This window comes from Pseudomonas sp. AGC41 (assembly GCF_057334555.1).
Genome location: NZ_JBHFJB010000152.1, coordinates 43,816 through 57,856, shown reverse-complemented (window position 1 = coordinate 57,856; position 14,041 = coordinate 43,816). Strand labels below are relative to the sequence as shown.

Annotated in this window: 16 protein-coding genes; 11 read left to right on the top strand and 5 right to left on the bottom strand. The window is 60.8% G+C overall.

Annotated elements, in window-relative coordinates; all coding sequences use genetic code 11:
• The first annotated feature begins 312 nt into the window (after positions 1–312).
• Positions 313–2,004, top strand: coding sequence for a long-chain-fatty-acid--CoA ligase FadD1 (fadD1, locus tag ACE04F_RS24985; protein ID WP_486110357.1), 1,692 nt, complete (start codon positions 313–315; stop codon positions 2,002–2,004).
• 88 nt (positions 2,005–2,092) lie between these two features.
• On the opposite strand, the gene ACE04F_RS24980 is transcribed toward fadD1, so the two are convergent.
• Positions 2,093–2,470: a hypothetical protein gene (locus ACE04F_RS24980; RefSeq protein ID WP_025212261.1), complete on the bottom strand. Its 378-nt coding sequence runs from the start codon at positions 2,468–2,470 to the stop codon at positions 2,093–2,095.
• Positions 2,471–2,665: 195 nt separating this feature from the next.
• On the opposite strand from ACE04F_RS24980, the gene ACE04F_RS24975 reads away from it, so the two are divergent.
• The 3 genes from ACE04F_RS24975 (at position 2,666) to def (ending at position 4,515) form a co-directional block, all read left to right on the top strand.
• The gene (locus tag ACE04F_RS24975; protein WP_486110356.1) at positions 2,666–2,857 is read left to right on the top strand and encodes a CsbD family protein; all 192 of its coding nucleotides are present in this window, start codon (positions 2,666–2,668) and stop codon (positions 2,855–2,857) included.
• Positions 2,858–3,028: 171 nt separating this feature from the next.
• Positions 3,029–3,979 (top strand): YihY/virulence factor BrkB family protein, encoded by a 951-nt coding sequence (locus ACE04F_RS24970; protein ID WP_486110355.1) that lies wholly within the window; start codon positions 3,029–3,031, stop codon positions 3,977–3,979.
• The gene (gene def, locus ACE04F_RS24965) at positions 3,976–4,515 is read left to right on the top strand and encodes a peptide deformylase (RefSeq protein WP_486110354.1); all 540 of its coding nucleotides are present in this window, start codon (positions 3,976–3,978) and stop codon (positions 4,513–4,515) included. Before ACE04F_RS24970 ends, def begins: the two co-directional genes overlap by 4 nt.
• 123 nt (positions 4,516–4,638) lie before the next feature.
• Here def and ACE04F_RS24960 read toward each other — a convergent pair whose 3' ends face one another.
• Both ACE04F_RS24960 and gntR read right to left on the bottom strand, forming a co-directional pair.
• Positions 4,639–5,058 (bottom strand): GNAT family N-acetyltransferase, encoded by a 420-nt coding sequence (locus ACE04F_RS24960; RefSeq protein ID WP_486110353.1) that lies wholly within the window; start codon positions 5,056–5,058, stop codon positions 4,639–4,641.
• 133 nt (positions 5,059–5,191) lie between these two features.
• Complete coding sequence (gene gntR / locus ACE04F_RS24955) at positions 5,192–6,223, bottom strand: HTH-type transcriptional regulator GntR (protein ID WP_486110352.1); 1,032 nt, start codon at positions 6,221–6,223, stop codon at positions 5,192–5,194.
• 216 nt (positions 6,224–6,439) lie between these two features.
• Here gntR and ACE04F_RS24950 point away from each other — a divergent pair, with 216 nt between their 5' ends.
• Positions 6,440–6,973 (top strand): gluconokinase, encoded by a 534-nt coding sequence (locus tag ACE04F_RS24950; protein WP_305496306.1) that lies wholly within the window; start codon positions 6,440–6,442, stop codon positions 6,971–6,973.
• Between the two features lie 92 nt (positions 6,974–7,065).
• Positions 7,066–8,418 carry a GntP family permease gene (locus ACE04F_RS24945; protein WP_305496305.1) on the top strand — a complete coding sequence of 451 codons (1,353 nt, stop codon included), beginning with the start codon at positions 7,066–7,068 and terminating at the stop codon, positions 8,416–8,418.
• A gap of 134 nt (positions 8,419–8,552) precedes the next feature.
• Here the strand turns inward: ACE04F_RS24945 and alaC are convergent, their stop codons facing one another.
• On the bottom strand, positions 8,553–9,770 hold the full coding sequence (gene alaC, locus ACE04F_RS24940) for an alanine transaminase (RefSeq protein ID WP_486110351.1): 1,218 nt from the start codon (positions 9,768–9,770) through the stop codon (positions 8,553–8,555).
• Between the two features lie 208 nt (positions 9,771–9,978).
• Here alaC and ACE04F_RS24935 point away from each other — a divergent pair, with 208 nt between their 5' ends.
• Together ACE04F_RS24935 and ACE04F_RS24930 are read left to right on the top strand one after the other, a co-directional pair.
• A complete protein-coding gene (locus ACE04F_RS24935; RefSeq protein ID WP_486110350.1) occupies positions 9,979–10,641 on the top strand; it encodes a LysE family translocator in 663 nt (220 codons plus the stop codon).
• A 79-nt stretch (positions 10,642–10,720) separates the two neighbouring features.
• Complete coding sequence (locus ACE04F_RS24930; RefSeq protein ID WP_486110349.1) at positions 10,721–11,209, top strand: GyrI-like domain-containing protein; 489 nt, start codon at positions 10,721–10,723, stop codon at positions 11,207–11,209.
• Between the two features lie 14 nt (positions 11,210–11,223).
• On the opposite strand, the gene ACE04F_RS24925 is transcribed toward ACE04F_RS24930, so the two are convergent.
• Complete coding sequence (locus ACE04F_RS24925; RefSeq protein WP_486110348.1) at positions 11,224–11,712, bottom strand: GNAT family N-acetyltransferase; 489 nt, start codon at positions 11,710–11,712, stop codon at positions 11,224–11,226.
• Positions 11,713–11,853: 141 nt separating this feature from the next.
• On the opposite strand from ACE04F_RS24925, the gene ACE04F_RS24920 reads away from it, so the two are divergent.
• From ACE04F_RS24920 to ACE04F_RS24910, 3 genes are all read left to right on the top strand, one after another.
• Positions 11,854–12,279: a YybH family protein gene (locus ACE04F_RS24920; RefSeq protein ID WP_486110347.1), complete on the top strand. Its 426-nt coding sequence runs from the start codon at positions 11,854–11,856 to the stop codon at positions 12,277–12,279.
• A gap of 56 nt (positions 12,280–12,335) precedes the next feature.
• Entirely contained in the window at positions 12,336–12,680 is a 345-nt protein-coding gene (locus ACE04F_RS24915; protein ID WP_486110346.1) for a YciI family protein, read from the top strand.
• A gap of 85 nt (positions 12,681–12,765) precedes the next feature.
• Positions 12,766–14,001 (top strand): RNA polymerase sigma factor, encoded by a 1,236-nt coding sequence (locus ACE04F_RS24910; protein WP_486110345.1) that lies wholly within the window; start codon positions 12,766–12,768, stop codon positions 13,999–14,001.
• The last annotated feature ends 40 nt before the right edge of the window (positions 14,002–14,041 follow it).

Sequence of the window (14,041 nt, the reverse complement as noted above, 5' to 3'; positions counted from 1 at the left end):
CAGTCGATCAGTGACAGAGATGTCGGCTGATACGCCGCTATCGCGAGCAAGCTCGCTCCCACAGTTGTTATGTGTCGATTATTCCGCTCTTAGAATTTTTACTCTAAAAATGACCATTGGATTTTCTTGAGTCAGATTTGTGACTGTAGAGCCCATTTTTGGCTCTAGTCGACCCTCGGCAAAGCTGCTACTCTCGGCGCGCTTTTGTGACTTCTCGGCCTTGATTCAAGCCAGATTCACCAACAAAACACACACCAATAATAATCGCATCAAATGCGGTGAAGAATTCGCGTTGCTGAGGAGTGGGCTTCCATGATTGAAGACTTTTGGAAGGATAAGTACCCAGCTGGGATTGCTGCCGACATCAATCCAGACGAGTATCCGAATATTCAGGCGGTGTTGAAGCAGTCCTGCCAACGCTTCGCCGACAAGCCGGCATTCAGCAACCTCGGCAAGACGATCACCTACGGTGAACTCTACGAATTGTCCGGTGCCTTTGCCGCGTACCTGCAACAGCATACCGATTTGCAGCCGGGCGATCGAATCGCCGTGCAGTTGCCCAACGTTCTTCAGTATCCGGTGGCCGTTTTCGGCGCGATCCGTGCCGGGCTCATTGTGGTCAATACCAACCCGCTGTACACCGCGCGGGAGATGGAACATCAATTCAACGACTCCGGCGCCAAGGCGTTGGTGTGCCTGGCCAACATGGCGCATCTGGCCGAGAACGTGGTGCCCAGGACCAGCGTCAAGCACGTCATCGTCACCGAAGTCGCCGACTTGTTGCCGCCGCTCAAGCGCCTGCTGATCAACAGTGTGATCAAGTACGTCAAGAAGATGGTCCCGGCCTATCACCTGCCCAAGGCCATCAAGTTCAACGACGTGCTGAGCAAGGGCCACGGCCAGCCCGTGAACGAAGCCAACCCCACCAGCGATGACGTGGCCGTTCTGCAATACACCGGCGGCACCACTGGCGTGGCCAAGGGCGCCATGCTGACCCACCGCAACCTGGTGGCGAACATGTTGCAATGCAAGGCATTGATGGGCTCCAACCTCAATGAAGGCTGCGAAGTGTTGATCACGCCGCTGCCGCTGTACCACATCTATGCGTTCACCTTTCATTGCATGGCGATGATGCTGATCGGCAACCACAACATCCTGATCAGCAACCCGCGCGACTTGTCGGCGATGGTCAAGGAACTGTCGAAGTGGAAGTTCAGCGGTTTTGTCGGCCTCAATACGTTATTTGTGGCCCTGTGCAATAACGAAGCCTTCCGCAAGCTGGATTTTTCGGCACTGAAGGTGACCTTGTCCGGTGGCATGGCCCTGCAACTGGCAGCGGCCGAGCGCTGGAAGGCGGTCACCGGCTGCCCGATCTGCGAGGGCTACGGCATGACCGAGACCAGCCCGGTGGCAACGGTCAATCCGATCCAGCACATCCAGGTCGGCACCATCGGCATTCCGGTGCCATCAACGCTGTGCAAGGTCATCAATGACGCGGGCGTCGAATTGCCACTCGGTGAAATCGGCGAATTGTGTGTGAAAGGTCCGCAAGTGATGAAGGGCTACTGGCAGCGCCAGGAGGCCACCGACGAGATTCTCGACGGTGAAGGCTGGCTCAAGACCGGTGATATTGCGCTGATCCAGCCGGACGGCTACATGCGCATCGTCGATCGCAAAAAGGACATGATCCTGATCTCCGGCTTCAACGTTTACCCCAACGAACTGGAAGACGTACTGGCCACCCTGCCGGGCGTGCTGCAGTGCGCGGCGATCGGTGTACCGGACGAGAAGTCCGGCGAGGCGATCAAGATTTTCATCGTCGTGCGTCCAGGAGCCACGCTCACCAAGGAACAGGTGATGGAGCACATGCGCGCCAACGTCACCGGCTACAAAGTCCCCAAGTCCGTGGAATTCCGCGACGCACTGCCGACCACCAATGTGGGCAAGATCCTGCGGCGCGAGCTGCGCGATGAAGAACTGAAGAAGCTGGGGCTGAAGAAGTAAACCCGCCGCCAATGAAAAGCCCCGCTGATGCGGGGCTTTTTGTTACAAGGCTATGGCCTCGCGCGGGGCGGCCGTTGTGGCAATCGGACTACAACCGAAACTGGGCAAAATCCAGGTTGGTGCCACCCGGCCGCATGTCTTGCAGGTACGAGTCCTTGTCGGCACTCAGTTCCAGGCTCAGGGCCGCCTTGCGTTTGCCCTGGTTGCGTACTTCCAGGCCTTCCAGTTTTTCCCGCAGAAACACTGTCGGCACTTTCAGGTGCAGCAGTTCATCGGTGGCGGGGGTGTGCAGCAGCAGGTGAATCCATTCGTATTGACCAATGGCCAGGCGGGCCACCGGAATGTCGAACCAGAAGATGTTGCGGTTGCGGTTCAATTCGCTGAAGTGGCAGTTGTTGACACCCAACACGGCGCCGCCCAGTTCCTGGTTTCTGCGGGCGATGGCCTGCTTTTTATCAAGTTTCATAACGTTCCTACGGGATTGGAGCTTCAGGTCGCAGCCTGAATAAGTGGGGCATTCTCGGGGGTTGATCGGCAAACATAAAGCGCAACCTGCAGTCGCCGACAAAATCAGCCGCAGAAAAAATGAAACTCCCCGCAAACGGCCCCGGTCAACCCTTATGTAATGACTTTTCTTATGGTTAGTCACAGGAGACACATCATGGGTAGCACGAGCGATAAAGTGAAGGGCGTTGCCAACGAAGCCGCCGGCAACATCAAGCAAGGCGTCGGCAAGGCCACCGATAACGACCGCATGCGCGCCGAGGGCGTGGTCCAGGAGAAAAAGGGTGAAGCCCAGCAAACCGCGGGCAAGGCCAAGGATGCCGTCAAGAAAGGCGTCGACGAGGCGTAACCGGTCTGCTGAAGCGTGATTGGAACGGTCATCTGCGGGTGGCCGTTTTCATGTCGACTCGAACTTGCACCGGGGGAAATTGTTCCAAAGTCGCCAACAGGTTACTTTGTCTTGGCATAACCCGATGAGTCGCCAGGCGACCTTCCTTTTTTGCGGCGAAAGGAGACGCACATGATGTTCCCCGCCTTGAAAGGCTTGCCCCTGCACCGTGTGATGATGCGCACGGTGACCGAGTTTCTCGACGACGAGATGTCGACGTACGCCTCCGCACTGGCTTACCAGATGTTGTTTTCGCTGTTTCCCTTCATTCTTTTCCTGATCGCCCTGATCGGTTTCCTGCATCTGCCGGATTTTTTCTCCTGGCTGCGCCTGCAATCGGAACTGGTGCTGCCGCCGCAGGCGCTGGAACAGGTCAACCCGGTGATCGACCAGCTCCAGCAGTCCAAGGGTGGCCTGCTGTCGGTCGGTATCGTGATTGCGTTGTGGACCGCGTCGGCCGGTGTGCGGCTGATGATGAGCGCCATGAATGCCGCTTATGACGTGGTCGAAGGGCGTCCGGCCTGGAAGCGTTTTCCGCTGTCGATCCTGTACACCGTCGGCATTGCGGGCATGCTGCTCGCCGCCGCGGCGCTGATGGTGCTGGGGCCGCAGGTGATGGGCTGGATTGCCTCGCAGATCGGGCTGGAGGAATTCATTGTCACCGTCTGGACGCTCGCGCGCTGGCCGGTCATCGTGTTTTTGCTGATGGTGGCGGTGGCGCTGATCTACTACGTGATGCCCGACGTCAAACAGGAGTTTCGCTTCATCACGCCGGGCTCGGTATTGGCGGTGGTGGTCTGGATCATCGCGTCCCTGGGCTTCGCGTTCTACGTCAAGACCTTCGCCGACTACAACGCCATGTATGGCAGTATCGGCGCGATCATCGTGCTGTTGCTGTACTTCTATATCTCGGCGGCGGTACTGTTGCTCGGCGCTGAGATGAACGCGGTGATCGAGCACATGTCCGCCGAAGGCAAGGACCAGGGCGAAAAGAACCCCGGCGAGCACGAGAAACAGCATGTGTCGGGCCTCGGGCGCGATCATTCCATCCCTCATAACCACGCTGACGAAGCCCGACCATGATCCGCGAAATCCTGAAGATGGGCGACGAACGCCTGCTGCGCATCGCACCGCCGGTGCCGCCAGAAATGTTCGACAGCGTCGAGTTGTGGCAGTTGATCGACGACATGTTCCAGACCATGGAAAGTGTCGGCGGCGTCGGCCTGGCGGCGCCGCAGATCGGCGTCGACCTGCAACTGGTGATCTTCGGCTTCGAGCATAGCGAGCGTTACCCCGATGCCGAGGCGGTGCCGCAGACCATCCTGATCAACCCGCTGATCACGCCGCTGAGCCCGCTGATGGAGGAGGGCTTCGAGGGCTGTCTATCGGTGCCGGGCCTGCGCGGTGCGGTGGATCGCTACCAGCACATCCGCTACGAGGGTTTCGACCCGAAGGGCGAGCCGATCGTGCGCACCGCCTCAGGCTTCCACGCGCGAGTGGTCCAGCATGAATGCGATCACCTGATCGGCCGCTTGTACCCGTCGCGCATCACCGACTTCAGCAAGTTCGGGTTCACCGAGGTGATGTTTCCGGAGCTGGATCCCACCGCCGACGATTAACACCGCACCCGCCGAAACTGTGGGAGCGAGCCTGCTCGCGAATGCGCTGTATCAGCCAAATCATCTATTGAAGTCAGATCGCCTTCGCGAGCAGGCTCGCTCCCACATGGGATGTGTAGTTGTTCAGGATTGCGCAGGCACCAATCCCATCGCAATCATCGGCTTGCTCCGCGCATACCGGCTCAGCCGTTCAGCCATCGCATAAGGCAGTTGTGGGTCGAAACCGAACCCGCGTCGCTCATAGAAGCCGCGCAGCTCTGGATGACAGAACAGCCACACCGGCTCGTCCACGCCTTTCACCGCCTCTTCTATCAATCGCGCCGCGATGCCTCGCGCGCGGAACGCCGGGTCGACGAACAACCCCGTCAACCAATGCCCACCGGACACCGGTCGCAGGCACAGGGCCGCGACGATTTCATCGCGCCGCGCCACCCAGAGTTGCGCGTCGCGCACGGCTTTCATCGAGGATTGGTGGGTACGGTAAAACTTGTTCATCAAGGGCCACAGCGGCTCCTCGAGACGGGTGTAATGGAGTTCGGACATGGCGCAGGCTTGAAGGCAATGAAGGCGGGCGATTATAGGGGAACAAACAACGCGCCGGGATTTCGGGCGCTGGCCTGGGTCTGGACGTTATCTGGCAAGGCCTGCAGCGCGGCGCTTTGCAGGCCGGTGCCGCTCAGGTGCTTTCGCGAATTTTCAGCTCGAACCCCAGGTCCACCACCGGCTGGGCGATGCGGTTGCCAGCCATCAAGGTGAGCATCTGTTCAGCGGCACGGCGGCCGATGGCTTCCCGTGGGGTGCTGATGCTGCTCAAGCGCGGCACCATGTGTGCCGAGGCGGGCAGGTCGTTGAAACCGAGGATCGAAACCTGCTCGGGGATCCTGATACCGCTGCGCAACGCTTCGAGCAGGGCGCCGTGGGCCAGGTCGTCGTTGCCGAAGAAGATCGCATCGACGTCCGGGTGGCTGGCGAGCAACTGCAGGAACAACTCGCCGCCCAGGCCCACCGATGACGGACGCGGCGTGAGTATTTCCAGGTCCGGGTCGTAGAGCCCGGCCTCCTGCAATGCGCGCCGGAAACCTTCGCCGCGCAACAGCGTGCGCTGGTCCAGTTGCGCGCCGATATAGGCCAGGCGCTTGCGGCCTCGGGAAACCAGGTGTTCGGCAGCGGTTTCGCCGGCCTTGAGCTGGGAGAAACCCACACAGTTGAGGCCGGCGCCCGGGTCCAGTTCCATCATGTACACGCAGGGAATGTTGCTGGCCTCGATCATCCGCCGGGCGCTTTCGGTGCGGTCGAAACCGGTCAGCAGCAAACCCCGTGGCTGATAGGCCATGTAGTTGCGCAACAGGTCTTCTTCCTCGTCCCGGGAATAGTGATAGTTGCCGATCACCACTTCGAAACCCTTGGGCCGCAGGACCCGATGGATGGCTTCCAAGGTGTCGATGAACAACAGGTTGGACAACGACGGCACCAACACCACCACCGAATGACTCTGGGCCGAAGCCAGGGCGCGGGCGGCGGGGTTGACGACGTAGTTGAGTTCCACGGCGGCCTGGCGGACCTTGTCCACCAATTCGACGGCAACGGTGCTGACGCCGCGCAGCGCACGGGAGGCGGTGATCGGGCTGACCCCGGCCAGGCGTGCGACTTCGTTGAGCGTGGGGCGACCGGTGGTGCGAGTATTCTTATCGTTTTTAGGGGCGGTCATCAGGGCGGCTTGCCAAACAAAAATCAAGGTACTAAGGTAGCGCTGTCTCGGCGCGGCTGCAAATGCGTGAGCAGGGTTTGCCTGATCCCCTGTCCGCTGGCGTCGTGGACGTACATGCTGCAACCACAAAAATGACAAGAAGGCGTCGGCAACTTCTGCTTTTGCTGCGGTGTCATAACTGGCAAAGGTAGCGCTGTCTGCGCGCTGAGGTGTTACATGAATAATCCAATCACCGCCCTGGTCATCATGGGCGTTGCCGGTTGCGGCAAAACCTGCGTCAGCCAGGCCCTGTGCCAACTGAGCGGCGCCACCGCCATTGAAGGCGACACTTTCCACCCTGCGGCCAACATCCAGAAGATGAGCGCCGGTATCCCCCTGAACGACGATGACCGTGCCGGCTGGCTCGACAGCCTGTGCGACGAGTTGCGCCGTGTCGACGCCATGGGCGCGCGCCCGGTGCTGACCTGCTCGGCCCTCAAGCACAGTTATCGCGAGCGCCTGCGCAGTGCCTTGCCGGGCCTGGGCTTCGTATTTCTTGAACTGACCCCGGAAGTGGCCGCTGATCGCGTGTCCCATCGCCCGGGCCATTTCATGCCGTCGACCCTGATCGACAGCCAGTTTGCCACCCTTGAATCTCCTGTCGGCGAGCCCCTGACCCTGGCTCTGGATGCGTCCAGCCACAGCGTTGATGAATTGGCCCGCCAGGCTTACGTCTGGTGGCTGGCCCACGGCCTGAAGCTTGCGAGCTGAAGCGTGAACAATTTGCGTCAGAAAGATAGCGCTGTCCCGACGGCTTGAAAATAACTGCTTCAATAACAACAACAAATCAGGAGACACCTCCCATGTTCGGCATGTCCCACGAGACGTTCCTGCTGCTAGATGCAGTGGTTACGGTGATCGGACTCATCGTCCTCATCACCAAGTTCAAATTCCACCCGTTCATTGCACTGACCATCGCCGCCGCGTTTCTCGGCCTGACGTCGGGCATGCCGACCGGCACCATCATCAAGGCGTTCCAGGACGGCTTTGGTGGCGTGCTCGGTTTTGTCGGCATCATCCTGGCGCTGGGCACAATGCTCGGCAAAATGATGGCCGAGTCGGGCGGGGCCGATCAGATCGCCCAGACCCTGATCCGTGCCTTCGGCAAGGAGAAGGTGCAGTGGGCCATGATGTTCGCCGCGTTCCTGGTGGGCATCCCGCTGTTCTTCGAAATCGGCTTCGTGCTGCTGATCCCGCTGGTGTTCATCGTCGCGCGCCGCACCGGCGTGTCGATCATCAAGATCGGTATCCCGCTGCTGGCCGGTCTTTCCGCCGTCCACGGCCTGGTGCCACCGCACCCGGGTCCACTGCTAGCGATCGGCATCTTTGGCGCTGACATCGGCAAGACCATTCTTTATGGCCTGATCGTCGCGCTGCCGACCGCCATCATTGCCGGACCGATCTTCGGTACGTTCATCGCCAAGCACATCCCCGGTCATCCGAATCAGGAGCTGGTGGACCAACTGGCGCGCGAGACGAACGCCGCCGAATTGCCAAGCTTCAGTATCACCCTGATCACCGTGCTGTCGCCGGTATTCCTGATGCTGCTCAAGACCTTCGCGGATGTGGCGCTGCCGGACGGCAACCTGTTCCGTGTCTGGATGGACATGATCGGTCACCCGATCTCGGCTTTGCTGCTGGCGTTGCTGCTGTCGCTGTACACCTTCGGCTACAAGCAGGGCATCGGTTCCAGCCAGATGCTCAAATGGCTGGACGCGAGCCTGGCGCCGACGGCGGCGATCATCCTGATCATCGGTGCCGGCGGTGGTTTCAAGCAGATGCTGGTGACCAGCGGCGTGGGTGACGTGATCGGCCACATGGCCGTGAGCGCGCAGATTTCGCCGATCCTGCTGGCCTGGTTGGTGGCGGCGGTGATCCGGATTGCGACCGGTTCGGCGACCGTGGCGACCATTACCGGTGCCGGGATCGTGGTGCCGGTGGTGGGAATGATGCCAGGGGTGAACCGGGAGCTGCTGGTACTGGCGACCGGCGCCGGCTCGCTGATCCTGTCTCACGTCAACGATGCGGGCTTCTGGCTGGTCAAGCAGTACTTCAACATGACCGTGGCCGAAACCTTCAAGACCTGGACCGCGATGGAAACCATCCTGTCGGTGGTGGGGCTGATCTTTATCCTGCTGTTGTCGCTGGTGATCTAAACCTGAAGCAATGCCCAACTGTGGGAGCGAGCCTGCCCGCGAAAGCGACATAACATTCAGCATCTCTGTTGACTGTTACATCGCCTTCGCGAGCAGGCTCGCTCCCACATTGGCTTCAGACAGTTGGTGTTGTGTCAGGCGTTAGGTTTGCTCACCAACCCATCCGCCCGGAACATCCCGCGGATCCCGCGTACCGCCTGGCGAATCCGGTCCTGGTTCTCGATCAGCGCAAAGCGCACATGATCGTCCCCATATTCCCCGAACCCCACCCCCGGCGAGACGCAGACCTTGGCTTCGGCCAGGAGCTTCTTGGCAAACTCCAGTGAGCCCAGGTGCGCATAGGTCTCGGGAATCTTCGCCCAGACATACATCGATGCCTTGGGGTTCTCCACCATCCAGCCCAGTTCATGCAGGCCCTTGACCAGTACGTTGCGGCGCTGGCGGTACTGCTCGGCGATGTCGCGCACGCATTGCTGGTCGCCTTCGAGTGCGGCGATGGCGGCCACTTGCAGCGGGGTGAAGGTGCCGTAGTCGTGATAACTCTTGATCCGCGCCAGGGCGCTGACCAGTTCCGGGTTACCGACCATGAAACCGATGCGCCAGCCGGCCATGTTGTAGCTCTTGGACAGGGTGAAGAACTCCACCGCGATGTCTTTCGCGCCTGGCACCTGCATGATCGACGGGGCTTTCCAGCCGTCATAGACGATGTCGGCGTAGGCCAGGTCGTGGATGACCAGCACGTCGTATTGCTTGGCCAGGGCGATGACCCGCTCGAAGAAGTCGAGCTCCACGCATTGCGCGGTCGGGTTGGACGGGAAACCGAGGATCATCATCTTCGGCTTGGGGATCGAACCGCGAATGGCCCGTTCCAGCTCATCGAAGAAATCCACGCCAGGCACCAGCGGCACCGAACGCACCTGGGCGCCGGCGATCACCGCGCCGTAGATGTGGATCGGATAGCTGGGGTTGGGCACCAGCACCGTGTCGCCCTGGTCCAGGGTGGCCAGCATCAGGTGTGCGAGGCCTTCCTTGGAACCGATGGTGACGATGGCTTCGCTTTCCGGGTCGATGTCCACTTCATAGCGGTCCTTGTACCAGCGCGAAATGGCGCGGCGCAGGCGTGGGATGCCTTTGGATGTGGAATAGCCGTGGGTGTCTTCACGCTGGGCGACGGTGACCAGTTTCTCCACGATGTGTGGGGGCGTGGCGCCGTCGGGGTTACCCATGCTCAAGTCGATGATGTCTTCGCCGCGCCGACGCGCAGCCATCTTCAGCTCGGCAGTGATATTGAATACGTACGGGGGGAGTCGATCGATGCGCGCAAAGCGGCGCGGCGAACCTTGTTCGGCCATTATTGCCTCGAGATACGTGAGCGCCCGGAACCGTCCGAGCGACGTCGGCCACTGCGGTGGCCTGCGGCGCAAGATAATCGGGCGAAAGGCCGATTGTCCAGTAGCCGCGCCGAACTATTTTCGACGACACTGTGGCCCTGGCTGCGCCACCCGCGGTGGCCGCAGCGGCTTGTCGGACCTGTCTTACCCAATTGTGATGGAATGAATAATGGAATTTTCCAGCGGCTTCCTGCTGAGCCTTTCCTTGTGCCTGGACATCGGCGTGGCCAATATCGCGATGATCACCCTGGCGATGCAGCGCGGCTATTTCCAGGGCTTTGCCCTGGGCCTGGGGACCTGCGTAGGCGACCTGGTCTATGCGGTCCTGGCGCTGGCGGGAATGACCGTGTTGCTGCAATACGAAACGGTGCGGTGGGTGCTGTGGATCGGCGGTTCGGCGCTGTTGCTGTATTTCGCCGCGAAGATGATTCATTCGGCGGTCTTTCACAGTGCAGTGCTGGCCGAGGCCGGCGAGGTCAGGGGCAACTCGCCGCGTCAGGAGTTTTTTCGCGGGATCTTCCTGGCGATGTCATCCCCCAGCGCCATCCTCTGGTTCGCGGCGGTGGGCGGTGCGCTCATCGCCCGCTCAGGGGGCGGCACGGTGCTCAGTTCAGCACTGTTTCTGAGCGGATTCCTCTGCGCCGGTCTGCTCTGGAGCGCTGGCCTATGCCTGGCGGCAACCCAGGGTGGAAAATTGTTGGGGGATAAATTGCTGCGCTATTCCTACTGGGCATCGGCGGCGATTTTCTGCTATTTCGCCGTCTACGTGATCGTTTCTGGCTACAACGAGTTTGTCGGGACAACCGCCTCGGCCGTCCCGCCTGGACTTTGACAAGCGAAACGGCCTGGCAATCACCGTTTGGGTTCTATACTGCCAAACCCGACTTGAAGTTTTCCGGAGTGTCGAAGCAATGGAATCGCAAAAACGCGTTAATGCATCCGAGCCGCGCTTCGAGCAAGGACGCTTTCAGCTCATCGCCGGTTTCGGCGCGCGTTTTACCCAGGACACCGCCCAGGACATCCCGCTGCTCTGGGAAAAGTTTCTGCCCTGGCTCGGCAAAGTGCCAGGGCAGCAAGACGAAGTGACCTACGGCGTGTGTTGCAACCCGGATGGCGCAGGCGGTTTTGAATACATTGCCGGCGTGGAGATCAGCCGGCTTGACGACCTTCCGGAACAATACCGCTGGATCGAAATCCAGCCCGGGCCCTACGCCGTGTTCGAGCACAAAGGGCCATTGAAGAGCCTTCCGGACACTTTCCAGTACATCTGGAAGGAATGGTTGCCGCAGTCCGGTCACCAGGCGGCGGATGAGCCTGAGTTCGAGCGCTACAGCGAAGACTTCAACCCGCGGACGGGGGAAGGCAGTCTGGAAATCTGGATACCGCTCAAGCCCAGTTGATCGTCGCGAGCCTGTTATTTCAAGACCAACCCCATCCGCCGCTCATAACCGATGCGGCCCTTGTAGGCCTCGCCGCTGTCGACCCAGCCCAGGCGGGTGTACAGGCTGATGGCCGCGTCGTTATCGGCATCCACCGAAAGCTCCAGCCCCTTTATTTCCGGCCATGCCGCTCGGGCCACGGTGGGTAGCGCTTGCAGGCAGGCCTTGCCGTAGCCCTTGCCTTGAGCCCGGCGGTCGACCTGCAAGGCGTGCAGGGTAGCGCTGTGTTCGTTGGCCCAGGCGGGCAGCACGGGTGGCCGCTTGAGCAGCAGGAACGCGACGGGCGCTTCGTCGGCCAGCAGCGCAAAACCCTTTATCCCAGGGGCGGGCCTGGACAGCAGCGTATGCAGCGCACCATGGATATCGCCGGAAAACCTGATCTGTTCGGGGTGGATTTCGATGGCTTCGACCTGTTGCCGTTGCAGCGCGGTCAGGTCTTCATAGGGTACGAGCTGAGCGGTCACGAAAACGTCCGTTGTTTGTCGACAGAATGGACCTTCGATTCTAGCGAAATTTTTTCTTTGGATTATTTTTGTTTGGCTGTCGATTCACTGTTTCTCCAGACGACTAAGGCTGTCTCTAACAAAAAACTGCGGAGAACCACCATGAATACCGAAACCGAAATCCAAGCGTTGATCGACACCTATCGCCAGGCCGTCATGGCCAAGGATGTGGAAAAAGTCATGGCGCTCTACGACGACGATATCGTTTCGTTCGATGCCATCCAGGCCCTGCAATTCAAAGGCAAGACTGCCTACCGGGCGCACTGGGAGGCCTGTATGGAAATGTGCCCCGGTCCGCACAAGTTCGATTTCCATCAGGTCCAGATCACACCGGCCGAAAACATCGCGTTCGCCCATTGGCTGGCCTATTGCGGTGGTACCAACGACAAAGGCGAGGAGCAGGCCTGCTGGATGCGCGTGACCGCCTGCTACAAACGTGCGGCCGGACACTGGAAGATCGTGCATGAGCACTGGTCGGCACCGTTCGATCCGATGGCGGGTACGGCGATATTCGACTTGCAGCCCTGATCGGCTACGGTTTCGTTCTGTCTTCCTTGTCGACCCGTCCGATTGCGGAGCTATCCATGAAGTATCTATGCCTGGTGTACAGCAATGAACAGGTCCTGCACGACTCGCCCGAGAGCCCGCAGGACGCCGAATGCATGGCTTACGCCGAATCGGTCCAGGGCAGCGGCCGCATGCTTGCCGCCGAAGCCCTGGAGTCGGTGCAGACCGCCACCACGGTGCGTATGCGGGGCGGCAAACTGTCGATTACCGACGGCCCGTTCGCTGAGACCAAGGAGCAACTGGCGGGCTTCTACCTGATCGACGCCAAGGACTTGAACGAAGCCATCCAGGTCGCCGGGCACATCCCGGCGGCCCGGGTCGGCTGCGTCGAAGTCCGGCCGATACGCCAACTGAACCCCTGAGCGACAGTCACAACAGGATGATTGCCATGAGTCGTGAACCTGCTTTGTTGTCCGTCAGTCCGGTCACCCAAGGCCTTCCCGGCTGATGTCGGCCGAAGCGGTCAAGGCGCGGGTCGAGCAGGTTTATCGCCAGGATTCGCGGCGAATCCTGGCGACGCTGATTCGCCTGCTGGGGGATTTCGACCTCGCCGAGGAAGCCTTGCACGAGGCGTTCTTCGTCGCGGTCGAGCGCTGGCAGCGCGACGGCGTGCCGGACAATCCGCGGGCCTGGCTGGTGTCAGCCGGGCGTTTCAAGGCGATTGACAGCCTGCGTCGGCGGGCGCGCTTCGCGGCGTCCCAGCCGATGCTGATCGCGCAACTCGAAGAGCTTGAACAGGCCGAGTGGAGTGACGAGGACGTGGAAGACGACCGCCTGCGGCTGATTTTCACCTGCTGCCACCCGGCCCTGGCGGCTGATGCCCAGGTACCGTTGACGCTGCGGGAAGTCTGCGACCTGACCACCGAGGAAATCGCTCGTGCGTTTCTTGCCGCACCGGCAGCCATCGCCCAGCGCATCGTACGGGCCAAGGCGAAGATTCGTGACGCGAAGATCCCCTATCAGGTGCCGTCCCGCACGGAGCTGCCGGAACGACTCGACAGTGTGCTGCGGGTGATCTACCTGGTGTTCAACGAGGGATATTCAGCCTCGATGGGGGCCGAGTTGACCCGCGATGACCTGACCCGCGAAGCCATACGCCTCGCACGCCTGCTGCTGGAGTTGCTGCCCGAAGCTGAAGTGATGGGCCTGTTGGCGTTGATGTTGCTGCACGAGTCGCGGCGGCCTGCACGAATGTCGATGGCCGGCGATCTGGTCTTGCTCGATGAGCAGGACCGGTCGCTATGGGACCAGGCAATGATTGCCGAAGGTTGTGCGATGGTCGAGGCCGCGCTCAACACCCGGCGGTTCGGACCGTATTGCCTGCAAGCCGCGATTGCTGCCGTACACGCTGAAGCGCCGAGCGCCCGGGAAACCGATTGGCCGCAGATCGTCGGCCTCTACGACGTGCTGTTGCGCGCCGTGCCGTCGCCAGTGATCGAACTCAATCGCGCGGCCGCCCTGGCCAAGCGCGATGGGCCGCAGGAGGGGTTACGCCTGGTGGACGGGATACTCGGCAGGGGCGAGCTGCTTGACTATCACCTGGCCCATTCGGCCCGGGCTGAGTTCTGCCGGCAGTTGGGGCGGGTGGAGGAGGCGCGGGCGGCATACAGGCGTGCGCTTGAATTGACGCAGCAACTGCCGGAACGACGGTTCATTCAAGCACGGCTTGCGGGTTTGCAATGAGGGGAGTCGAGCGCATGCCGTGGGGGGGGGGGGGGGGGGG